The organism is Rhizobium sp. FG113 (assembly GCF_057809895.1).
In genome coordinates this window covers 399,757-421,692 of the sequence record NZ_JBMDKV010000003.1, presented here as the reverse complement: position 1 = coordinate 421,692, position 21,936 = coordinate 399,757, and the positions used below count along the sequence as shown (strand labels likewise).

Genomic DNA, 21,936 nt, shown 5'->3' with positions numbered 1-21,936 from the left:
ATGACATATTTCAGGATCGATCCATGGCAGATGCCCTTAAAATCGGCGTTGCGGGCTTGGGTACCGTTGGTGCCTCTCTCGTTCGTATCATTCAGCAGCGCAGCGACCAGCTTGCCGCGACGTGCGGCCGGCCGATCCTGATTACCGGCGTTTCCGCCCGCGACAAGACCAAGGACCGCGGCATTGATGTCGGCGGCATCGAGTGGTTCGACACGCCTGAGGAACTGGCGACCAAGGGTGACATCGACGTGTTCGTCGAACTCGTCGGCGGTGCCGAAGGGCCGGCCAATATCGCCGTCCGCGCCGCGCTGCAGCGTGGTCTCCACGTAGTGACAGCCAACAAGGCGCTGCTCGCCTATCACGGCGTCGAGCTCGCCAGGATCGCCGAAGAGAAGGGCGCGCTGCTCAACTTCGAAGCGGCCGTCGCCGGCGGCATTCCCGTCATCAAGGCGCTGCGTGAATCGCTGACGGGCAACACGATCTCGCGCGTCTACGGCATCATGAACGGCACCTGCAACTACATCCTGACCAAGATGGAGAAGGAAGGCCTGTCGTTCGCCGATTGCCTGAAGGAAGCCCAGCGCCTCGGCTATGCCGAAGCGGATCCCGCCTTCGACATCGAGGGCAACGACACCGCCCACAAGCTCTCCATCCTGACGACGCTCGCCTTCGGCAACCAGATCGCCGTCGACGACATCTATCTCGAGGGCATCACCAACATCTCGATCGACGACATCCATGCGGCCGCCGATCTCGGCTATCGCATCAAGTTGCTCGGCGTTGCCCAGCGCACCGATACCGGCATCGAGCAGCGCGTGCACCCGACCATGGTGCCCGTCGACAGCGTCATCGCTCAGGTGGATGGCGTCACCAACGCGGTTGCGATCGAATCCGACATTCTCGGCGAACTCCTGATGGTCGGCCCCGGCGCCGGCGGCAATGCGACGGCCTCGTCGGTGCTCGGCGACATCGCCGACATCGCCAAGAGCCGCCCGGGCGCCCAGCAGGTTCCTGTGCTCGGCCATCCGGCCAAGTCGCTCGAGCCCTATCGCAAGGCGCAGATCCAGAGCCACGAGGGCGGCTATTTCATCCGCCTGACGGTTCTCGACCGCACCGGCGTCTTCGCCAGCGTCGCCACCCGCATGGCCGAAAACCACATCTCGCTCGAATCCATCGTGCAGCGCTCCAAGCAGCACCTTTCGCCATCGCACCATCAGACAATCATCCTCGTAACCCACGCGACCACCGAGGATTCGGTGCGCAAGGCCGTCGAGGCGATCAAGACCGAAGGCTATCTGGTCGGCGAACCGCAGGTGATCCGCATCGAGCGTCCGAAGGAAGACTGATCGGGCGTCACCGTACGGTGATCTATTCTGTGGGCGGCGGGGCGCAGGCGTGCTCCGCCGTCTTTCGTTTGCCGTCACGGCTCTGTAGAACGGCCTTGTAGTGGCAGTGGAGTGACATGATGGATATCCCGGCCGATCCGGTACAGCGCGCCTTTCTGGGTGTCGAGAAATCCGTTCTCGACAATCGCTGGATCTCGCGGCTGGACCAGGCCGGGCAGAACCGGGCGCTCGCCATGTCGCAGATGCACGGCCTGCCGGATCTGATCGCCCGCGTGCTTGCCGGCCGCGGCGTCACCGTCGACGAGGCGGTCGAGTTTCTCGATCCGACGCTGCGCTCGCTGATGCCCGATCCCTACAAGCTCACCGATTGCGAAAAGGCGGCCAAACGCATCGTCGATGCCATCAACACGCGCCAGCAGGTCGCGATCTTCGGCGATTACGATGTCGACGGCGCATCCTCCTCGGCGCTGATGTACCGCTTCCTCAGCCATTTCGGCGTGACATCCGAAATCTACATTCCAGACCGCGTCTTCGAAGGCTATGGCCCGAACCCGGCGGCCATGGACCAACTGATCGACAACGGCGCCCGCCTGATCGTCACCGTCGACTGCGGCTCGACAAGCCACGAGGCGCTGGCGGCGGCGGCCAGGCGCCATATCGACGTCGTTGTCATCGATCACCACCAGGTGACACATGACCTGCCGCAGTGCCATGCGCTCGTCAATCCGAACCGTGAGGACGATCTGTCGGGGCAGGGGCATCTCTGCGCCGCCGGCGTCGTCTTCCTCGTGCTGGTCGCCACGCTTAGGCTGCTGCGCGAGGCCGGCCACCCGAAGGCACGCAGCATCGACCTCCTGCAATGGCTCGACATCGTGGCGCTGGCGACGGTCTGCGACGTCGTTCCGCTGAAGGGCCTGAACCGCGCCTATGTCGTCAAGGGCCTGATCGCCGCCCGTCACCAGGGCAATGCCGGTCTGTCGGCGCTGTTTCGCAAGGCAGGCCTCGCCGGGCCGGTGACGCCCTATCACTTCGGCTTCCTCATCGGCCCCCGCATCAATGCCGGCGGCCGCATCAGCGACGCGGCACTCGGTAGCCGGCTATTGACACTCGATGATACCGGCGAAGCCGAAGCCATTGCCGAGCGTCTGGACGAGCTCAACCGCGACCGCCAGGTGATGGAAGCCAACATGCTGCAGGAGGCCGAAGCCGAAGCATACGCCGAATATGGCGACGGCAGCGGCGCGTCCGTCATCGTCACCGCGCATGAAAAGTGGCATCCCGGGATCGTCGGCCTGATCGCCGCAAGGCTGAAGGAAAAGTTCAAGCGCCCGGCCTTCGCCATCGCCTTCGACCCCAATGGCAAGGGCACCGGCTCCGGCCGCTCCATCAACGGCTTCGACATGGGCAAGATGGTGCGCGCGGCGGTCGACGAAGGCCTGCTGGTCAAGGGCGGCGGCCATGCGATGGCGGCGGGCCTCACCGTCGAACGCGACAAGCTCGGCCGGCTGCGCGGCTTCTTCTCGGAACGCGCCGAAAAGACGGTGGCGGCGCTGGTGGCCAACGAAACGCTGAAGATCGACGGCGCGATCGGCGCCAGCGGCGCGACGATCGATCTGATCGACCGCCTGGAAACGGCGGGTCCCTACGGATCCGGTCATTCGCAGCCGATCTTCGCCATCCCCGCCCATCGCGTCCGCGATTCGAGGATCGTCGGCGAGAAGCATGTGAAGGTGACGCTGGAAGCCATGGACGGCGCCCGCCTCGACGGCATCGCCTTCCGCGCCGCCGATACGCAGCTCGGAAACCTGCTCCTGAACTCGCGCGGCGCCAACCTGCATGTGGCGGGCTCGCTCGGCGACAATCACTACCAGGGCTCGCGCCGCGTGCAGCTGCGGGTGATTGATGGCGCCATCGCGCGCTGATCTTTTCTCGTCAGAGCGGCACCGTCAGCGTCGATTTGACATTGTCCATGGCGATGAAGGTCTTGAATTTCTTCACATTGCCGCTGTTGAAGAACAGCCGCCGCGTCAGCCGTTCGTAATGGGCCATGTCGGGCACCAGCACAACGAGCACGAAATCCGCCTCTCCGGTCACGTAATAGCACTGCTGCACCTCGGGCGCCCCGGCAAAGCTCTGCTTTAGCGCATCGATCAGATCGGCGCGCTCATTGTCCACCTCTACCTCGACGAAAATGGTGATCGGCTGGCCAATCTTGGCGGGATCGAGCAGCGCTGCGTTTTGCCGGATGACGCCGCTTTGCTCCATCCGCTTGATACGCCGCTGCACCGCCGGCGCTGACAGGTTGACCGCCTCGCCGATTACCCGCTGCGGCGTCGTGTTGTCCTCCTGCAGGATTTTCAGAATGGCGATGTCGAATTGGTCGAGACCATCGGCGGACATGGTGGCTCCACGAAACAAACTTGCAAAACAGGGGCCATTTTGCAGCGCCTTTTTCGCGCCTCCTGCAATATATCTTTATGGACAGGAGGGATCGACATGTTTTTGAAGAACACGCACATCGATTTCGGCAAGCCGCTATCCGCAACCGATGCCGACATGCTCGGCCCCGAGGGCGCTGCCCATGCGCAGAACTATCTCAGTCACCGCGACGGCCACAAGCCGACGCCGCTGCACGCCCTGCCGGGCCTGTCGCGCGCGCTCGGCGTTGCCTCCATCCACGTCAAGGATGAGGGCCACAGGCTTGGGCTCGGCAGCTTCAAGGCGCTCGGCGGCGCTTATGCGGTCGCCCGCCTCGTGCTCGACGAGGCATCGAAGCGGCTGGGCCGCGCGGTCGATATGGCGGAACTGCAGACGCCTGAGGTGAGAGCCGTGGCCGCCACCATGACCTTTGCTTGCGCAACGGACGGAAACCACGGCCGCTCGGTGGCGCAGGGGGCTCAGTTGGTCGGTGCCCGCTCGGTCATCTCGGTTCACTCAGGCGTCAGCACCGAGCGCGTCGCCGCCATCGCCCGCTATGGCGCCGAGATGGTCCGCGTCGAGGGCACCTATGACGATTCGGTGGCGGAAGCCGCCCGCGTCGCCACAGAAAACGGCTGGACGATCGTCTCCGATACCGCATGGCCGGGCTACGAGCGCATCCCTGGCCTTGTGATGCAGGGCTACACGGCGCTGGTGCGCGAGGCGCTGCAACAGCTTCCGGAAGTGCCGACCCATGTCTTCGTGCAATGCGGCGTCGGCGGCATAGCGGCGGCGGTGGCCGCCCACCTCGCGCTTGAACTCGGTGAGAACAAGCCTGTTTTCACCGTCGTCGATCCGGCCCGCGCCGCCTGCATGTTGGAGGCGGCCAGAGCGGGGCGGCCTGTCGCCGTCGCCCATTCGGAGCCGACGGTCATGGCGATGCTCGAATGCTACGAGCCGTCGTCGATCGCCTGGCGTATCCTTAGCCGGCTTGCCGATGGTTTCATGACCGTGGAGGATGCGGACGCGATCGCGGTGATGAACCGGCTGGCGCGGCCCGCTGCCGGCGATCCGGCCATCGTTTCGGGCGAAAGCGGCGGCGCTGGCCTGGCCGGACTGATTGCCGCGCTGTCTGATCCCGGGGCCAAGGTGGCGCTCGGACTCGATGAGACGGCGCGCGTCTTCGTCATCAACACCGAGGGCGCCACCGATCCGCAACGCTACGAGGAGCTGGTCGGGATAGCACCGGATAAGGTCGGTCACCGTGTGGAGATATCCGCATGAGCCTTGCTTCCATTGATCGCGAGCGCATGCTCGGGCGCATTCGCGAACTGGGTGAGGTCGGGCGCAAAGACGGCCGACTGACGCGGCTCGCCGGATCGGATGCGGACCGCGCCGGCCGCGATCTGCTGGTCTCCTGGCTGGACGGCGCCGGGCTTGAGGTCAAAATAGACCGTATCGGCAATATCTTCGGGATCTGGACGGAGGGGCCCATCGCCGACGAGGCGCCGGTGCTGCTTGGCTCGCATATCGACACCGTGATCAACGCCGGGATCTATGACGGCTGCTACGGCGTGATCGCCGGGCTGGAGGTGATCGAAACGCTGAAACGAAACGGTTTTGCGCCATCGCGGCCGATCGCGGTGGCAGCCTTCACCAACGAGGAGGGCGTGCGCTATGCGCCCGACATGATGGGATCGCTGGTTCATGCCGGCGGGCTCTCTGTCGAGGCGGCGCTTGCAAGCGTCGGCACGGACGGATCGGTGCTGGGCGAGGAGCTTTCGCGCATCGGCTATGCCGGGGACATCGAACCCGGCTTTCTCAGGCCGAAAGCCTATGTCGAGCTGCATGTCGAGCAGGGGCCGGTGCTGGAGCGCGAGGCGCTGCGGGTCGGCGCGGTCGAGACCCTGCAGGGCATCTCCTGGCAGCGCGTGACGATATCAGGTGTCGCCAACCATGCCGGCACGACGCCGATGTCGATGCGCTCGGATGCGGGCCAGGCCGCCGCCGAGGTGATGGTTTTCCTGCGGCAGCGCGCCACGACCTCCAACATTCCCGTCGTCGCCACCATCGGCTGCATGGCCTTCGAGCCGAACGCCATCAACGTCATCCCGTCGCTGGCAAGCTTCACCGTCGATCTCCGCAGTCCCGACGAGCAGCGTCTGCGCGAGGAGGAGGCGGCCTTGGACGCCTTGCTCGATGCGCTGGCATTGCGCGATGGTTTCGGCGTTTCCGTCGAGCGGCTGGCGCGTTTCCAGCCGGTGACCTTCGACCCAGCTATCGTGGCGCTGATTGAGCAGGCGGCCGGCCGACGCGGCCTGTCGTCGCGTCGGATGACATCGGGTGCCGGCCACGACGCGCAAATGATTGCCCGCATCGCGCCCTCGGCAATGATCTTCGTCCCGAGCCGCGGCGGCATCAGCCACAATCCGAGAGAGCATACCGATGCCGATGACCTTGTCGCCGGCGCCGACATCCTGCTTGATGTCGTCCGCGACCTCTCTGCATGATCGGGAGACGATGACATGACAGACCTGAAAGCGCTGAGCGATGAAATGACCGCATGGCGACGCGATCTGCACGCGCATCCGGAATTCGGCTTCGAGGAGACAAGGACTGCGGCCTTCGTGGCGGATAAGCTGCGTTCGTTCGGCCTTGAGGTCGCGGAAGGGATCGGCGGGACCGGCGTTGTTGGCACGCTCAAGCGCGGCACCGGAAATCGCGCGGTTGCGCTTCGCGCCGATATGGACGCACTGCGTATCACCGAACGGGGACGGGCGGACTACCGCTCTCAGGTGCCGGGTACGATGCACGCCAGCGGTCATGACGGGCACACCGCCATGCTGCTCGGCGCAGCCAAACTCTTGGCCGAGGAGGGTGGTTTCGACGGCACCGTGCGCTTCCTGTTCCAGCCTGCGGAGGAATGGGGCAAGGGCGCGCTCGCCATGCTCGACGACGGGCTGATGCAGCGCTTCCCCTTCGACGAGATCTACGGCCTGCACAACATGCCGGGCCTGCCGGTTGGGCATTTCGAGACCAGGGCAGGGCCGGTCATGTCGGCGGAGGATAATTTCGAGATCGTGCTCACGGGGCTCGGCGGTCACGCCGCCCGACCGCAATCGGGAAACGAGGTGCTGGTCGCGGCCTGCGCGCTGGTGACCAACCTGCAGACGATCGTCTCGCGCCGGCTGAGCCCCGCCGATATCGCCGTGGTCTCCGTCACCGAACTCATCACCGACGGCACCCGCAACGCGCTGCCGGGGCTCGCCCGCATTCTCGGCGATGCCCGCAGCTTCCGCCCGGAGGTGAGTGCCGAGATCGAGCGGCAGATGCGCGTCATCGCCGACGGCACCGCGATGGCCTACAACGTGACGGCCGAAACCCGCTACACCCGCGAATTCGTGCCGCTCATCAACGATACCACTCTGGTGGAGGAGGCGATGGCCGCCGCCCGCACTGTCTTTCACGCCGACGACGTCAGGGTCGCCGCCGAACCGATGACCGCATCCGAGGATTTCGCGCGCTTCCTGGAACACGTGCCCGGCTGCTTCGTCTTCATGGGCAACGGCGAAAGCTCCGCGCCGCTGCATAACCCCGATTTCGATTTCAACGACGCTGGCCTTCTGCCGGGAGCACGCTACCATGCCGCGATCATCAGGCAACGCCTGCCGATGGCCTGAGTTTCCGCCCGCATATTTCTACTGCCTGACATTCAATCGCAATGGAGCATCGATATGGCGCATTCCCTGAACAAGTCCTCCGCGGCAACCGGCGTTTCCGGCGCCAACCAGCCGGAGCTCGACACAGAGGAGGTCTGGCAGGCCCGCGCCGATCTGGTGGCCTGCTTTCGCATGGCGGCGCGCCATGGGCTGGAGGAGGGGATCTGCAATCATTTCTCGGCGCTGGTTCCCGGCTATGACGACCTCTTCATCGTAAATCCCTATGGCTATGCCTTCCGCGAGCTGACGGCCTCGAAGCTTCTGATCTGCGATTTTCACGGCAACGTCGTCTCGGGCGAGGGCGAGCCGGAGGCGACTGCTTTCTATATTCATGCCCGCATCCACGCCCGCATTCCGCGCGCCCGCGTCGCCTTTCACACCCACATGCCTTATGCGACGGCGCTGTCGATGACCGAGGGTGAGCCGCTGATCTTCGCCGGCCAGACGGCGCTGAAATTCTACGGCCGCACCGCCTATGACCGCGATTACAACGGCCTGGCGCTGGACGAACGCGAGGGCGACCGCATCGCCAATGCAATCGGCGACGCCGACATCGTCTTCATGAAGCATCACGGCGTCATGGTGCTGGCGCCCAATATCGCCGAAGCCTGGGACGATCTCTACTATCTCGAGCGCGCCTGCCAGGTGCAGACGCTGGCGCTTTCCACCGGCCGCCAGGTCCTGCCCGTCGCCCCCGATATCGCCGAGGCCGCCTACCGCCAGATGCGCGAGGGGGACCAGGAATCGGCGCGGCTGCATCTGGAGGCGATCAAGCGCATGCTCGACGCCGAGGAGCCAGAGTACCGCAATTGAGGATTGTTGGCATTTTATTAAACATGTAATCAATCTCTCCTGGGGATGGCGCGTCCTTTTCCGCTTCGAGACGTTTACCGATCGAAGCGGAAGGAAAAACGGGCATGGAGAAATCAACGCGCATTGTTCTGGTGGTCGAGGACGAACCGCTTGTTCGGCTCAACATCGCGGATGCACTCGAGGATGCCGGCTTTGTCGTCCTGGAGGCGGCAAGCGTCCTGGAAGCGGTAGGCCTTCTCGGTCGGCACGATGACGTGGCTGCCGTTTTCACCGATGTGGACATGCCGGGCGGGCTGAACGGGCTTGATCTGGCGCGGCTTGTCGACGGCTGCTCGCGCGCGATCGGCATCGTCGTCACTTCGGGGCGTAATGTACCGACACAATCGCTGCCGGGCAGGGCACGTTTCCTGCCTAAACCCTACAATCTCGATGTCGCTGTCTCGATGATCGATCAGGCCACGGATGAAACCGCATTGCGAGACGTTCGCCAGTCGCAGGGACGCGCGTGAGGAGCAGCCGGACGGCAGCTGACGTACGTTATGCAATGGGGAAATTCACCGAAAAATCAGCATCATATAACTGATGGTGAAGAGAGAAGTGGCACGCCCTAGGGGAGTCGAACCCCTCTTCCCAGAATGAAAATCTGGTGTCCTAACCGATAGACGAAGGGCGCTTCCTTCGTGGTGGCGCCCTTATAATCAGGCACTTGGATTCCCGCAAGCGGCAAAACGCATAAAAATGGTGATGTGCTGATCTTTTCCCTATCTGTTTGATAGTTAATGGCTATTTTCAGCGCTTGGCGATGCGTCGATCCTGTCCGGGCCGCGGATGTCGGCCTCTTTTCAAGCGCGAACCTCAAACACCATGTTGAACGGCGTTTCGGTCGCGCGGTGGAAATGCTTGAAGCCAGCATCGAGCGCCACCTTGCGCAATCGCGTTTCGCCGGCCTGCGCGCCGAGCGCCAGTCCGACCTCCTGCGACATCGAGGCGGGCGTGCAGATCATCGTCGAGGCGCCGTAATAGACGCGGCCGACAGGGTTGAGATTGTCCTTCAGGTGATCATGCGCGAAGGGCTCGACGATCATCCAGGTGCCGCCGGGCGCAAGCGTTTCCTTCACATGCTTTCCGGCGCCGACGGGATCGCCCATGTCGTGCAGGCAATCGAACATGGCGACAAGGTCGTAACGCCCGGCCGGGAAGCTCGCGGCCGAGGCCTGCTCGAAGCTGACGCGATCGGAAACGCCCGCCTCCTTGGCCGCCATCCGGGCGCGTTCGATCGACGGCATGTGATAGTCGTAGCCGACGAAGCGCGAGGCGGGATAGGCCTGCGCCATCAGGATGGTCGAGCTGCCATGGCCGCAGCCGACATCGGCCACCTTGGCGCCGGCCTTCAGCTTGTCCTCGACGCCATTGAGCGCCGGTATCCACTCGGTGACAAGGCTGTTGTTGTAGCCGGTGCGGAAGAAGCGCTCGGTGCCGCGAAACAGGCAGTTGCTATGCTCGTGCCAGCCCAGCCCCTTGCCGGTGCGAAAGGCATCGGCCACCTTCGGCTCGTCCGTCCACATCGCCTGCACCAGCTGGAACGCGCCGGTGAAGAAGGCGGGGCTGTCCTCGTCGGCGAAAACGAGCGCCTGCTCCGGGCTCAGCCGGAAGCGGTCGGTCTTTTCGTCATAGGTCAGATAGTCGGCGGCGGCGAGTGCAGATAGCCATTCGCGCAGATAGCGTTCCTTGACCGCCGTCTTTTTTGAAAGCTCGGCCGCGGTCACGGGCTCGCCGTCGCCCATCGCCTTGAACAGTCCGACGTCGTCGCCGAGCACCACGAGGGAGCCGGATACGGCGGCGCCGATATCGCCGACCAACCGGCCGACGAGGGCATCCACTTTTTGCATGTCGGGTTGGCGCATGTCATCCTCCATAGAAAATGCAGGGAAGAACCAGCAGCGCGACTATACACCCGCTCACGGCGCCGTGAAAGGACGGCGGGGTGTCACGCAATATTCGCGAAGCCATCAAAAAAGCCGCGTTGACAACAAAATGCGCCGGGATAAGAGTGGCTTAGCCTGCATATTAGGCTTTGGAGGAATGACCATGATCAAGCATCTGACAATTCTTGCCTCTGTTTCCCTGCTCGGCGCGCTCGCCTTCGCCACGCCGTCCTCGGCGCTCTCGATGAAGGAGTGCAGCGCCAAGTACAAGTCCGCGCAGGCGGATGGTTCCGCCAAGGACATCAAGTGGAACGACTTCCGCAAGGCGCAGTGCGGCCCGGATGCGACGGCCGAACCCGACGTTACGATGGCAACCGGCGCCGAGCCTGAAAAGCCGACGATGGACGCTCCCAAGGGCGTGACCTTCCCGACGGCGATTGCTCCCAAATACGCCAAGGAAACCCCCGGCAAGGGCCGCATGCACACCTGCGTCGATTCCTACCACACCAACAAGGACGCCAACACGCTGAACGGCCTGAAGTGGATCCAGAAGGGTGGCGGCTTCTACAGCCTCTGCAACGCCAAGCTGAAGGGCTGATCGGCGCGCTTCGGATCAAGGCACCGGATACAGAGAAAGGTCCCGTTCGGGGCCTTTCTTGCGTTTGGTGGCAGGGGCTGGATGTTGCGGGCGATGGCCTTGGTCGCGGTATCGCCTGTGGAACCTAGCGCTGTTTCTTGAGGCTGCGTGCCGCCCTGACCATGTCAACGTGGGGGATGCCGTCCTCGAGATATTCCTCGGAGGTCACCTCGAAGCCGAAGCTGCCGTAGAAGCGGGAGAGGTGGCTTTGGGCGGAGAGGTAGATCGGGGCTTGCGGATAGCGCTCCTCGCAGACGGAAATGGCCTCGCGCATGACGGCGTCGCCGAGGCGTTTGCCGCGATGATCAGGAGAGACGACAACGCGGCCGATCTTGGCGGGCGCGTCTTTGTCCGCCGGGGCGAAGATGCGGGCGGCGGCGATCAGGTCTCCGTCCTGCAGCAGGCGCAGATGCAGGGCGTCCGCATCCTTGCCATCGAGTTCCGGATAGGGGCAGTTCTGCTCGACGACGAAGACATCGACGCGCATCTTCAGAAGCGCGTACAGCTCGACGGCGGAGAGCTCATCGAGCCTCCGCGCATCGACCGTATAGTTTCGCAAGGTGATCAATAGACCACGACGCCGCGGATCGATTCACCCTTGTGCATGAGGTCGAAGCCCTTGTTGATGTCTTCGAGCGGCATGGTGTGGGTGATCATCGGATCGATCTGGATCTTGCCTTCCATGTACCAGTCGACGATCTTCGGCACGTCGGTACGGCCGCGTGCGCCACCGAAGGCGGTGCCCATCCAGTTGCGGCCGGTGACCAGCTGGAACGGACGCGTCGAGATTTCCTGGCCGGCGCCGGCGACACCGATGATGACAGACTTGCCCCAGCCGCGATGCGAGCTCTCGAGCGCCTGGCGCATGACCTTGGTGTTGCCGGTGCAATCGAAGGTGTAGTCGGCGCCGCCGATCAGATCGCCGTGACGCTTGGTCATGTTGACCAGATAAGGCACGATGTCATCGCCGACTTCCTTCGGGTTGACGAAGTGGGTCATGCCGAACTTCTCGCCCCAGGCCTTGCGGTCGTTGTTGATGTCGACGCCGATGATCATGTCGGCGCCGGCAAGGCGCAGGCCCTGCAGGACGTTCAGACCGATGCCGCCGAGACCGAAGACGATCGCGGTGGAGCCGATCTCGACCTTGGCGGTGTTGATGACGGCACCGATGCCCGTCGTCACGCCGCAGCCGATGTAGCAGACCTTGTCGAAGGGAGCGTCGGGGTTGATCTTGGCGAGCGCGATCTCCGGCAGAACGGTGAAGTTCGCGAAGGTCGAGCAGCCCATGTAGTGGTGGATCTTGTCCTTGCCGATCGAGAAGCGCGAGGTGCCGTCAGGCATGACGCCCTGGCCCTGGGTCGAGCGGATCGAGGTGCAGAGGTTGGTCTTGCGCGAGGTGCAGGAGTAGCACTCGCGGCATTCCGGCGTGTAGAGCGGAATGACGTGGTCGCCCTTCTTCAGCGAGGTGACGCCGGGGCCGACATCGACGACGATACCGGCGCCTTCATGGCCGAGGATCGCCGGGAACAGGCCTTCCGGGTCGGCGCCCGAGAGCGTGAAGTCGTCGGTGTGGCAGATGCCCGTGGCCTTTACCTCGATCAGCACTTCGCCGGCCTTGGGGCCCTCGAGCTGCACGGTCATCACTTCGAGTGGTTTACCTGCCTGTACGGCAACAGCGGCGCGAACGTCCATTTTACAGTCTCCAATATGCTGATTTGGTCGGGCGGACTTTTGCACGCGGGAGGAGCGCTGCTCAAGGAAAAAAGGCAGGGGGAGCTTTATAGTTTCTGCGTCAAAACAGCCGGTCGATGGCGGTGATGACGGCGTAGCCGTGCATGGCGATGGCGGCGTAGAGGCCGAAGGAGACCAGCATGCGCTCGCCGCCGTTCATCTCCTCAAGCTTCTCGCGGGGCTTGAAGGAGCCGCCGCCGATGACGCTGACGAGGGTGAAGACCAGCAGGCCGATGCCGAGATAGCGAGCCGAAAGCCCGATTTCGGCGCCGACAGCGAGGATGCAGAGCGTCACCAGAAAGCTCGCCAGGATCTGCGAGCGCTTGGTCCTGAATATCTGCCGCAGCACCTGACCGCCATCGAAGCGATGCATGGGGAGAAGATTGAGCAGGTTGAAGGCGCCGAGGATCAAGAGGAAGACAAGGATGGGCGGATCGGCCGCGGCGGGAAGGATGCCGTGATCGGCGAAGCTGTGGCCAAGGACCAGGATCGGCACCAGGAATGCCGACATGCCGGATCCCATCAGCGCGCAGGTCGCGACCTCGAAAAGAGACCGGTAGGGCCGGCTGCCGATGGCGATGCCGCCGAGAAAGGGAATGAAGACCATGCGCACCGACGTGTGGCCGAACATGCGGTAGGCGGCCATGTGGCCGAGCTCGTGCAGCGCGATCACGACCGTGAGAAAGGTCGAGACCATCAGGCCGCGCTGCGTCAGGCCGAGGAAGGGCCATAAAAGCAGGGTCGACAGGATGGCAAGCGCGACCTGGACGAGCGGGTGCTCGAAATAGCCCTGCGGTTGCGAGATACCGGTTTTCAGCCAGCCATCCAGCGCCTTCATCTCGCGGCGGAGCGCCACGTAGCGAAAGATCAGGAAGGCGAGGCCGCGATAGCGGTCCGTCTGGTCGACTTCCAAAACCGCGCGGCCATCCGCCGTGGGCCGGATGATGCGGCGTTCGCGATAATCCTTCCAGAAGGACGCGTCGAGCGTGCTGTCATCGACGATGGATGATTGAAAGCCCTGCGCATTGGAGGCAAGGGCCGCCAGCGGCTCGATCGCGAGCAGGCGGCGCGTAGGGGCGTCGTTCCTGTCCTGATAGCGGTAGGTCTGCTCGACGACGTTGCCGCCCGCCTCCATCTGCCGGCTCGATATCACCTGATGGTGCCAACTTGCGTTCGAACCCATCGGGTTCATGGCGTTCCAGAGTGTTTCCGGCGTGCAATCGAAGGAGCGGCTGACATGCAGCGTTCTCAGCCCCAGGGGCATTCGCATCAGGAGCCACAGCATGCCGAGATTGATAAACAGCAGCAGCAGCGCGGATTGCATGACACTCATCATTCACTCCATCCGGCAGGGATCCGGATGGGTTAAAGACTAGCGGCGACGCGTTAACAAATGCGGAGCGGAACGTGACGGTCTGGTGTGCCGGAACGGGTCAGGCGAACTCCATGATGACGGCGTCCACCGCCAGGCTTTCGCCCGGCTTGGCGTTGATGACGCCGACCACCAGGTCGCGCTCGGCACGCAGTACGTTCTCCATCTTCATGGCTTCGACGACGGCAAGCGTCTCGCCGGCTTTCACTTCCTGTCCCTCTGCGACCGCAATCGAGACGACCAGGCCCGGCATCGGGCAGAGCAGGAGCTTGGAGGTATCCGGCGGCAGCTTGACCGGCATCAAGCGGTCGAGTTCGGCATGACGCGGCGTCAGCACCTTGGATTTCACGGAAAGGCCCTGCCAATCGAGCCTGACGCCGTTGAGGATCGGCCGCAGCTGCGCGCTGACCGGCTGCTTGCCGACCTTGCCGCGCCAGACCGGCTCGCCCGGTCTCCAGTCGGTGACGACGCTCAAGGTTTCGCCAGCGATATCCATTTCCATCTCGAAGGGAACGGTCACGAGACCGTCGAGCAGGCGCACGTCGATATAATCGTCGCCGAGCCTGACGCACCAGTGATCGCGCAACGGATCAGTGGCGCTGCGCAGGCGGTCGGCGAAGGTTTCGCGGCGGTTGGCTTCGATGAGCGAGGCGGAGAGAGCGATGGCGGCAAGTGTGGCGCGTTGGCTCTCATCGGGCATCACCGGCGCGAATCCGTCGGGATATTCCTCGGCGATGAAGCCGGTGGATAGCCGGCCCTCGCGCCAGCGCGGGTGCTTCATCAGGGCCGACAGGAAGGGGACGTTGTGTTCGATGCCATCGACCACGAAGCCATCCAGCGCCTCGCCCATCGCCTCGACGGCTTCAGCGCGGGTCGGCGCCCAGGTGCAGAGCTTGGCGATCATCGGGTCGTAATACATCGAGATTTCGGCGCCTTCGAAGACGCCGGTGTCGTTGCGCACGACTGCGTTGCCGGCCTTGCCTTCCTGCGGCGGGCGGTAGCGCGTCAGGCGGCCGATCGAGGGCAGGAAGTTGCGATAGGGATCCTCGGCATAGATGCGGCTTTCGACGGCCCAGCCGTTGAGCTTGATGTCTTCCTGCGCGAAGGGGAGCTTCTCGCCCGCGGCGACGCGAATCATCTGTTCGACGAGATCGATGCCGGTGACGAGTTCGGTGACGGGATGCTCGACCTGCAGGCGGGTGTTCATTTCAAGGAAGTAGAAATTGCGGTCGCGATCGACGATGAATTCGACGGTGCCAGCGCTCTGGTAGTCGACGGCCTTGGCGAGCGCCACCGACTGCTCGCCCATGGCGGCGCGGGTGGCCTCATCGAGGAAGGGCGAGGGCGCTTCTTCGGCAACCTTCTGGTTTCGGCGCTGGATGGAGCATTCGCGTTCGCCGAGATAGACGACATTGCCGTGGGCGTCGGCCAGAACCTGGATCTCGATATGGCGGGGATCGACCACGTATTTCTCGACGAAGACGCGGTCGTCGCCGAAGGAGCTTTTGGCCTCGGAGCGGGCGCGGTCAAAGCCATCGCGGACCTCCGCCTCGCTCCAGGCGATGCGCATGCCCTTGCCGCCGCCGCCGGCAGACGCCTTGATCATAACGGGATAGCCGATCTCGGCGGCGATCTTTTCGGCGTGCTCGGCATTTTCGATGACGCCGAGGTAGCCGGGGACGGTGGAGACATTGGCGGCGCTGGCGAACTTCTTCGATTCGATCTTGTCACCCATGGCATTGATCGCCTTGGGCTTCGGGCCGATGAAGACGATGCCCTCTTTCTCCAGCGCTTCGCAGAAGGAGGCGCGCTCGGAGAGGAAGCCGTAGCCCGGGTGGACGGCCTGGGCGCCGGTCTTTTTGCAGGCTGCGATGATCTTTTCGGCCAAGAGATAGCTCTCGGCGGCCGCGGCCGGGCCGATGTGGACGGCCTCATCGGCCATCTCGACATGGAGCGCATCGCGGTCGGCGTCGGAATAGACAGCGACGGTCGATATCCCCATGCGGCGCGCCGTCTTGATGACGCGGCAAGCGATCTCGCCGCGATTGGCGATCAGAATTTTCGTGAACATGAAGACTCCACCCATGACCTGCGTTCCGAGTCTTAAGCATAAAGACTGGAACGCACAATCATGGAGAAGGCACGCACGGAGAGGGCACGGAGAACAGTGAGGCGATCAGGCGACGGCCGCTTCGCCGCCGAGCCTGTCGTCGACGATCCGGAGCCAGCGGGTGCGGCGCGGCGCCTCGGCGTAATCGGTGAGCGTGAGCGCCGATATGATCTGCGACCAGCGCGGATGGTTCGACGCCGGCAGCGTCTCTTCGCCGATTTGCATCAGCACCGCCCAGGTGAGCGCCTGTACCGTTATGGTACCGCCGTCGCTGAGCGCGCGCAGGATGCGCATGACGTAATCCACATCCTGGCGGGTGATTCCCCGGCGATCGATGGCGCGGTTCTTGTGATAGGCGCCGCGGTTGTCCGATAGCGCCAGGCGCAGCTGATCGAGCGCAAAGGCGCGCAGCTCGTCCGGCACGTAGGCCGAAATCTCGATGACGTGGAGCACGAGCTCCAGCTCGACCGCCGAATGGATGACACCGTCGGTCGCGACCATGCGCATCAGCCAAGCGACGTTGATTTCGTCGAGGGAGCCTTGCGGATAGTTATAGTGGACGATGAAGGCCGCGAGTTGCTCCACGAAATAGGTGTTCCATTCGGGGCATTTCTCGGGGCAGGCATTGTTCAGTGCCAGCATGACGACGACGTCGTCGGCGGTCCTGATTCCCTCGGGAAAACTGTGTCTGCGTAGAAGATCGATATCCTCCACGCCAAGTCGCTGCTTTCCGGCGATGACACAAGCCGGAAAAGCGAGTCGAATTTCGCTCATCTTTTCTCTCCAGGCCTCATCATGAAGCCGAAGATTCTTCTAGCGCCAGCGAATTGATGTTCTCTCAATAGGCGGAGTTAACAAGGTGTTTACGGCTCAGGCCTGTTTGGCGGCCCGCGCCTGCACCCGTTCGCGCCAGATGATGAAGAGGCCGGAGGCGACGATGATCATGATTCCCACCCATTTGGAGAAGTTCGGGAAATCGCCGAACAGGGCGTAGCCCAAGATGGTGGCGGAGATGATCTCGAAATACTGGAACGGCGCCAGAAGCGAGAGAGGCGCCATGCGGAATGCCCGGACGACGATCATGTGCACGTAGCCGGAGAGCGAGCCGAGAATCAGCAGAAGCACGAGGCCGAGCAGCGATGCCGGGAGCGAGACGTCGAAATCGCTGACGCCCATGCCGTTTCCGACGATGAGCGCGCCGGACATGAAGAGCGTGCCGCCGATGCCGGCCATGGTCTGCATCGTCAAAGGCGAATCGGCATTGCCGATGGCGCGGTTGAGGAAAAGATAGAGAGAGAAGAGGAAGGCGCAGCAGACGGGCAGCAGCGCCTTGAGGCCGAAGACTTCATAGCTCGGCTGGATGACGATCATCGCGCCGCCGAATCCCACCACGATCGCCGTCCAACGCCGCCAGCCGACCTTGTCGCCGAGAAAAAGCGCCGAAAGGCCGGCGAGCATGAAGGGCTCGACGAAATAGATGGCGAAGACGTCGGCGAGCGGCATGTATTTGACCGCGACGAAAAACAGCAGGCTCGCCGCCCCATGCAGCGCGCCGCGCAGCAAATTCATCCAGGGACGTTTCGCCGAAAGCGCGCCCCAGCCGAACATGATGAAGAGAATCGGCAGCGTGCAGAGGAGCTGGAAAAAGAATCGGTAGAAGGTGACCTGTCCAGGCGACATGCCTTCGAACGTCGCCATGTACTTGGCGATCGCATCCATGGCGGGGAGGACGATCATTGCGCCGGCCATCAGCGCCATGCCTTGCAGAGGATTGTGCAGGTCGGTTTTATCGGACATCTTCGAGAAATTTCATTGGGCTGGGATCCAGCCGTTATAGACAATAAAATCTCTCGTTAAGAGATGCCGCGGACGACATATCGCGTCGTCGGGAGCCAGTTGCTCTGGCTGGTCTCACTCCTTAGGAGAGAGATGGTGCGGTCGAGAAGACTCGAACTTCCACGGGTTGCCCCACAGCGACCTCAACGCTGCGCGTCTACCAATTCCGCCACGACCGCATCGTGGTAGGTGCCGGTTTGTGCCGGCGACGCAGCATGTAGCAAAAGGTTTTTCGGGACACAAGGGCCATGTGACAGATTTTTTCAAAGAAGGTGACAGCGTTTGTAAAGGCAGCAATTCGGAGCCATATAGATGCTCGAAAAAGCCCGCGATCACAGGCGCTGCGGGCCGCAAGGAATGGCTATGTTACGAACGGACCTAGATTTTTCCATGTTTCCACAGGCCGGCTCGCGCCCGGTGCGCTGGCGGATCTCCGATGGGCTGGTGCCCTATCAGGAGGCTGTGGATATCATGGAGCAGGAAGTGGCAGCGATTGCCGAGGGCGGCGACGAGCTGGTGTGGCTGCTTGAGCATCCGCCGCTTTACACGGCCGGAACCAGCGCCGATGCACGCGATCTCGTGCAGCCTGACCGCTTTCCCGTTCATGCCACCGGGCGCGGTGGGGAGTACACCTATCATGGGCCTGGCCAGCGGGTCGCCTATGTGATGCTCGACCTGAAACGCCGCCGCCAGGATGTTCGCGCCTTCGTGGCGGCACTGGAAGAGGTGATCATTCGCACGCTGGGCGAGATGAACGTGCGCGGCGAGCGCCGTGAGGATCGTGTCGGCGTATGGGTCTGTCGCCCCGACAGGCCGCCGCTGCCCGATGGGACGGTGGCTGAAGACAAGATCGCGGCACTCGGCATCCGCTTGCGCAAATGGGTGACGTTTCACGGGCTGTCGCTCAATGTCGAACCCGATCTCGATCATTTCGGGGGAATCGTTCCCTGCGGGATCTCGGCCTATGGCGTCACGAGCCTCGTCGATCTCGGCCTGCCGGTGACGATGGATGATGTGGATGTGCTTTTGCGCGAGGCGTTCGAATCGGTCTTCGGCGAGACGGTGAACGGCTGAGCGCGGAATCGGACGATCCTGATATTGAGAAAGGGCCGGCGTTTCGCCGGCCCTTTCTCTTTTTCACGTCTACTTGGTGCCGACGTCGCGGCAGGCATCGGTATGCGAGGCGCCGCTGTCGCCGCCTGCGGTGTGCAGGCCGTGACCTTTCGGCGAATAGTCGCATGGGGGGAGTGGCTTGATGCTTGCCGTCGACATCTTGTCGACCGGCGGTGCGACGCGAACGGGAGCGAAACCATCGCTGTCGTTGGTGTAGTCGTCCGAATATTCCGGCGCCTTGTGCTGCGTGTAGTGAACGGGCTTCGGCGGAGCAACTTTGACGGGAGCGAAACCGTCGCTATCGTTCGTATAGTCGTTGGAATACATCGGCTGGGCGAAGGCGGCACCGGAAAGGCAGAGGGTAAGCACGGCTGCGGCGGCTGCAAATTGAATGCGCATATCAGATCTCCTCAATCCATTGTTGCACACAATGTGACGTCCATTACCCTCGGCAAGAGCAAGTTCGCGCCTCAATTGAGGCCGGATTGTGAAGGGGATCTGACAGTCGCAAGCACGTTTTTTCACATGAAATCACGGCGCCGCGACTGTGTTTGATCGCTATTTGATTGGCCTCGCGATTCGCTAAACCAGCGAGTGACGCGGCGCCATCTCGGCAATCGGGAGCTGATTTTTTCGGCCGAAACAACCGTGTTTTGACCGAAAATGTTAGCCAGCGTTGCGCAGGTCCGCCGTGTCGATCAGCTCGTCCACCAGCGCAGGCGTGAGCTCGCTGAAGGTCTTGATGATGTGCGTGGGCTGCAGGCTTTCGATCGGGACGTCGGAATAGCCGAAGGGCACCGCGATCGATGGGATGGCGGCATTGCGGGCGACGAGGATGTCGTTGGCGCTGTCACCGATCATGATCGTGCGCTTCGGGTCGCCGCCTGCCTTTTCGATCGTGCCGAGCAGATGGCCGGCATCAGGCTTGCGTACCGCGAATGTGTCGCCGCCGGTGATGGCGTCGAAATAATGGGTGAGCTGCAGGCGCTCCAGCAGGGTGCGGGCAAGGCCCTCCAGCTTGTTGGTGCAGACCGCGAGCTTGTATCCCTTGGCCTTCAACTGATCCATCGCGTCGATCAGTCCCGGATAGGGGGCCGTCGCGCCCGGCATGTTGTCCGTGTAATGCGTGATGAAGCGCTCGAGCAGATCAGGAAATTTCTCGGGCTCCAGCGGATGTCCCTGCAGCTTGCAGGCTCTTTCGATCATCACCTTGGCGCCGTGGCCGACAAGATGCGTCAGGTCGTCATAGGTGACCGGCGCAAGATCGAGTGCTGCTATCGTGTAATTGAGGCTGTCGACAAGGTCGACATGGGTGTCGAGGAGCGTTCCGTCGAGATCGAAGACGACAAGGGCAGGGGTCAATGGAGTTTTCGCCTGTTCAGTTGGGATGCATCCGAGTTAAGCGATGAAGGCCGCAAAAGCAACGCTTTGGCCCGGCCTGGCAGGCCTCCGGCATGTGCTTTGGATTTCGAAAGTCTGACGTTATTTTGGCTTTCGTTTGACTGGCGGGCCGTGTAAACAACGCAACCAACGTAACAATGCGTAACGTAACACTGGGAGTAAGCGGCGCATGGACGCCCGCGAAATGAAGATCAAGGCCGCGGCTGCGGCACTCGCCCATGTCGAGCATGGGATGCGTCTTGGGATCGGAACCGGAAGCACGGCCGAGGAATTCGTGCGGTTGCTTGCCGAGAAGGTCGCAGACGGGTTCAAGGTCGAGGGCGTTCCGACATCGGAGCGCACGGCACGGCTTTGCGTCGAGCTCGGCGTTCCCCTGAAATCGCTCGACGAGCTGCCGGAACTGGATCTGACGATCGACGGCGCCGACGAGGTCGATGCCGCGCTCGGGCTGATCAAGGGCGGCGGTGGAGCCTTGCTGCGCGAGAAGATCGTTGCCGCAACATCCGGCCGCATGATCGTCATCGCCGACGAGAGCAAGCTGGTGGATACGCTGGGCGCGTTCCCGCTGCCGATCGAAGTCAACATGTTCGGCCTTGTTTCGACGCGCATCGCGATCGAAAAGACGGCTGCGCGGCTTGGCCTTTCGGGTGAATTGACGCTGCGCCAATCCGGCGACGGCAATTTCACCACGGATGGCGGACACTACATTATCGATGCATCTTTTGGCCGTATTCCTGATGCAGAGGCGCTTTCAACCCAGTTGAATGCGATCCCCGGCGTTGTGGAGCACGGGCTCTTTCTCAATATGGCCGCGCTGGCGATCATCGCCGGTCCGGCGGGCGCGCGCGAGCTGCGGGCAACAAGGTAACAGGAGTTGGAACTCATGAATAAATTTGCAGGTTTTGGCCGTTTTGCTGCTGCGACCGTCATTCTCTCGGGTGTTGTCCTGGGCTCTGTAGCCCACGCGCAGGAAGCGTCGCCGGAACAGCTGAAGGCAGCCCGCGCGGCGATCGACGCGATCGGCGCCACCACCCAGTTCGACAACATCCTGCCGGGCCTCGCCGAGCGCCTGAAGGCCGACCTGATCCAGGATTCGCCGAACTACCAGGACCAGATCACCGCCGAAGTCGACAAGCAGGCGCTGGCGCTTGCACCGCGTCGTGCCGATCTCGAAAAGGAGGCCGCGGTCACCTACGCCAAGGCGTTCACGGTCGAGGAACTCAATGCCATCGCCGCCTTCTACGGCTCGCCGGTTGGCCAGAAGCTCCTGAAGGACGGCCCGATCGCTTCGCGCGAAACCGTAAAGGCCGCCGACATCTGGGCGCAGGGCATCTCCCGCGACCTGCAGAAGTCGACCAGCACCGAGCTTGCCAAGGTGATCAAGCCGGCCCCGGGCGCTGGCACCGATCCGGCAGCTCCGGCCGCCAAGCCTGCTGCCAAGCCGTAAGGCTCGTCGCATCATCGCTCATTAACGAAGCCCCGGTTCGCCGGGGCTTTTGTTTTTGGCGATATCGG

The 21,936-nt window shown here is 63.0% G+C and carries 21 protein-coding genes and 2 tRNA genes; 11 read left to right on the top strand and 12 right to left on the bottom strand.

What is annotated here, in order from left to right; all coding sequences use genetic code 11:
• The first annotated feature begins 23 nt into the window (after positions 1–23).
• Positions 24–1,346, top strand: coding sequence for a homoserine dehydrogenase (locus ACODTZ_RS12330; RefSeq protein WP_489026017.1), 1,323 nt, complete (start codon positions 24–26; stop codon positions 1,344–1,346).
• A 119-nt stretch (positions 1,347–1,465) separates the two neighbouring features.
• The gene (gene recJ, locus ACODTZ_RS12325; RefSeq protein ID WP_489026016.1) at positions 1,466–3,268 is read left to right on the top strand and encodes a single-stranded-DNA-specific exonuclease RecJ; all 1,803 of its coding nucleotides are present in this window, start codon (positions 1,466–1,468) and stop codon (positions 3,266–3,268) included.
• 10 nt (positions 3,269–3,278) lie between these two features.
• Here the strand turns inward: recJ and ACODTZ_RS12320 are convergent, their stop codons facing one another.
• Positions 3,279–3,746: an Lrp/AsnC family transcriptional regulator gene (locus ACODTZ_RS12320; protein WP_489026014.1), complete on the bottom strand. Its 468-nt coding sequence runs from the start codon at positions 3,744–3,746 to the stop codon at positions 3,279–3,281.
• A gap of 96 nt (positions 3,747–3,842) precedes the next feature.
• Between ACODTZ_RS12320 and ACODTZ_RS12315 the strand changes: the two genes are divergently transcribed.
• The 5 genes from ACODTZ_RS12315 (at position 3,843) to ACODTZ_RS12295 (ending at position 8,805) form a co-directional block, all read left to right on the top strand.
• Positions 3,843–5,048 carry a diaminopropionate ammonia-lyase gene (locus tag ACODTZ_RS12315; protein WP_489026012.1) on the top strand — a complete coding sequence of 402 codons (1,206 nt, stop codon included), beginning with the start codon at positions 3,843–3,845 and terminating at the stop codon, positions 5,046–5,048.
• Positions 5,045–6,274 carry a Zn-dependent hydrolase gene (locus ACODTZ_RS12310; RefSeq protein ID WP_489026011.1) on the top strand — a complete coding sequence of 410 codons (1,230 nt, stop codon included), beginning with the start codon at positions 5,045–5,047 and terminating at the stop codon, positions 6,272–6,274. Before ACODTZ_RS12315 ends, ACODTZ_RS12310 begins: the two co-directional genes overlap by 4 nt.
• A 15-nt stretch (positions 6,275–6,289) precedes the next feature.
• Positions 6,290–7,444, top strand: coding sequence for a M20 aminoacylase family protein (locus tag ACODTZ_RS12305; RefSeq protein ID WP_489026010.1), 1,155 nt, complete (start codon positions 6,290–6,292; stop codon positions 7,442–7,444).
• Between the two features lie 54 nt (positions 7,445–7,498).
• The gene (locus ACODTZ_RS12300) at positions 7,499–8,296 is read left to right on the top strand and encodes an aldolase (protein WP_489026008.1); all 798 of its coding nucleotides are present in this window, start codon (positions 7,499–7,501) and stop codon (positions 8,294–8,296) included.
• Between the two features lie 104 nt (positions 8,297–8,400).
• Positions 8,401–8,805 (top strand): response regulator, encoded by a 405-nt coding sequence (locus ACODTZ_RS12295; RefSeq protein ID WP_112983162.1) that lies wholly within the window; start codon positions 8,401–8,403, stop codon positions 8,803–8,805.
• An 89-nt stretch (positions 8,806–8,894) separates the two neighbouring features.
• On the opposite strand, the gene ACODTZ_RS12290 is transcribed toward ACODTZ_RS12295, so the two are convergent.
• Positions 8,895–8,969: transfer RNA gene (locus ACODTZ_RS12290), tRNA-Glu, on the bottom strand.
• Between the two features lie 169 nt (positions 8,970–9,138).
• Positions 9,139–10,200 (bottom strand): class I SAM-dependent methyltransferase, encoded by a 1,062-nt coding sequence (locus ACODTZ_RS12285; RefSeq protein WP_489026006.1) that lies wholly within the window; start codon positions 10,198–10,200, stop codon positions 9,139–9,141.
• A 184-nt stretch (positions 10,201–10,384) separates the two neighbouring features.
• Between ACODTZ_RS12285 and ACODTZ_RS12280 the strand changes: the two genes are divergently transcribed.
• Positions 10,385–10,819, top strand: a complete 435-nt coding sequence (locus tag ACODTZ_RS12280; protein ID WP_047512032.1) for a hypothetical protein — start codon at positions 10,385–10,387, stop codon at positions 10,817–10,819.
• Positions 10,820–10,943: 124 nt separating this feature from the next.
• On the opposite strand, the gene ACODTZ_RS12275 is transcribed toward ACODTZ_RS12280, so the two are convergent.
• The 7 genes from ACODTZ_RS12275 to ACODTZ_RS12245 all read right to left on the bottom strand — a co-directional run bounded on the left by ACODTZ_RS12275 (position 10,944) and on the right by ACODTZ_RS12245 (position 18,086).
• Positions 10,944–11,423, bottom strand: a complete 480-nt coding sequence (locus tag ACODTZ_RS12275) for a GNAT family N-acetyltransferase (protein ID WP_489026226.1) — start codon at positions 11,421–11,423, stop codon at positions 10,944–10,946.
• Positions 11,423–12,550 carry an S-(hydroxymethyl)glutathione dehydrogenase/class III alcohol dehydrogenase gene (locus ACODTZ_RS12270; RefSeq protein ID WP_018902344.1) on the bottom strand — a complete coding sequence of 376 codons (1,128 nt, stop codon included), beginning with the start codon at positions 12,548–12,550 and terminating at the stop codon, positions 11,423–11,425. The genes ACODTZ_RS12275 and ACODTZ_RS12270 overlap by 1 nt, the downstream gene beginning before the upstream one ends.
• Before the next feature lie 100 nt (positions 12,551–12,650).
• Positions 12,651–13,922 carry a zinc metalloprotease gene (locus ACODTZ_RS12265; protein ID WP_489026003.1) on the bottom strand — a complete coding sequence of 424 codons (1,272 nt, stop codon included), beginning with the start codon at positions 13,920–13,922 and terminating at the stop codon, positions 12,651–12,653.
• Between the two features lie 100 nt (positions 13,923–14,022).
• Complete coding sequence (locus tag ACODTZ_RS12260; protein ID WP_489026001.1) at positions 14,023–16,032, bottom strand: acetyl-CoA carboxylase biotin carboxylase subunit; 2,010 nt, start codon at positions 16,030–16,032, stop codon at positions 14,023–14,025.
• 105 nt (positions 16,033–16,137) lie between these two features.
• Positions 16,138–16,845 carry a hypothetical protein gene (locus ACODTZ_RS12255; RefSeq protein WP_489025999.1) on the bottom strand — a complete coding sequence of 236 codons (708 nt, stop codon included), beginning with the start codon at positions 16,843–16,845 and terminating at the stop codon, positions 16,138–16,140.
• A gap of 96 nt (positions 16,846–16,941) precedes the next feature.
• Positions 16,942–17,868, bottom strand: coding sequence for a DMT family transporter (locus tag ACODTZ_RS12250; RefSeq protein WP_489025998.1), 927 nt, complete (start codon positions 17,866–17,868; stop codon positions 16,942–16,944).
• Between the two features lie 133 nt (positions 17,869–18,001).
• Positions 18,002–18,086, bottom strand: a tRNA-Leu gene (locus ACODTZ_RS12245).
• 178 nt (positions 18,087–18,264) lie between these two features.
• Here ACODTZ_RS12245 and lipB point away from each other — a divergent pair.
• Positions 18,265–18,981 carry a lipoyl(octanoyl) transferase LipB gene (gene lipB, locus ACODTZ_RS12240; protein WP_113199406.1) on the top strand — a complete coding sequence of 239 codons (717 nt, stop codon included), beginning with the start codon at positions 18,265–18,267 and terminating at the stop codon, positions 18,979–18,981.
• 69 nt (positions 18,982–19,050) lie between these two features.
• Here the strand turns inward: lipB and ACODTZ_RS12235 are convergent, their stop codons facing one another.
• The gene (locus tag ACODTZ_RS12235; RefSeq protein ID WP_047512017.1) at positions 19,051–19,419 is read right to left on the bottom strand and encodes a hypothetical protein; all 369 of its coding nucleotides are present in this window, start codon (positions 19,417–19,419) and stop codon (positions 19,051–19,053) included.
• Between the two features lie 267 nt (positions 19,420–19,686).
• Positions 19,687–20,382, bottom strand: a complete 696-nt coding sequence (locus ACODTZ_RS12230) for an HAD family hydrolase (protein ID WP_209233810.1) — start codon at positions 20,380–20,382, stop codon at positions 19,687–19,689.
• A gap of 208 nt (positions 20,383–20,590) precedes the next feature.
• On the opposite strand from ACODTZ_RS12230, the gene rpiA reads away from it, so the two are divergent.
• Together rpiA and ACODTZ_RS12220 are read left to right on the top strand one after the other, a co-directional pair.
• Entirely contained in the window at positions 20,591–21,289 is a 699-nt protein-coding gene (gene rpiA, locus ACODTZ_RS12225) for a ribose-5-phosphate isomerase RpiA (protein WP_047512011.1), read from the top strand.
• Between the two features lie 15 nt (positions 21,290–21,304).
• Complete coding sequence (locus ACODTZ_RS12220; RefSeq protein WP_111565049.1) at positions 21,305–21,868, top strand: DUF2059 domain-containing protein; 564 nt, start codon at positions 21,305–21,307, stop codon at positions 21,866–21,868.
• Positions 21,869–21,936 lie beyond the last annotated feature (68 nt).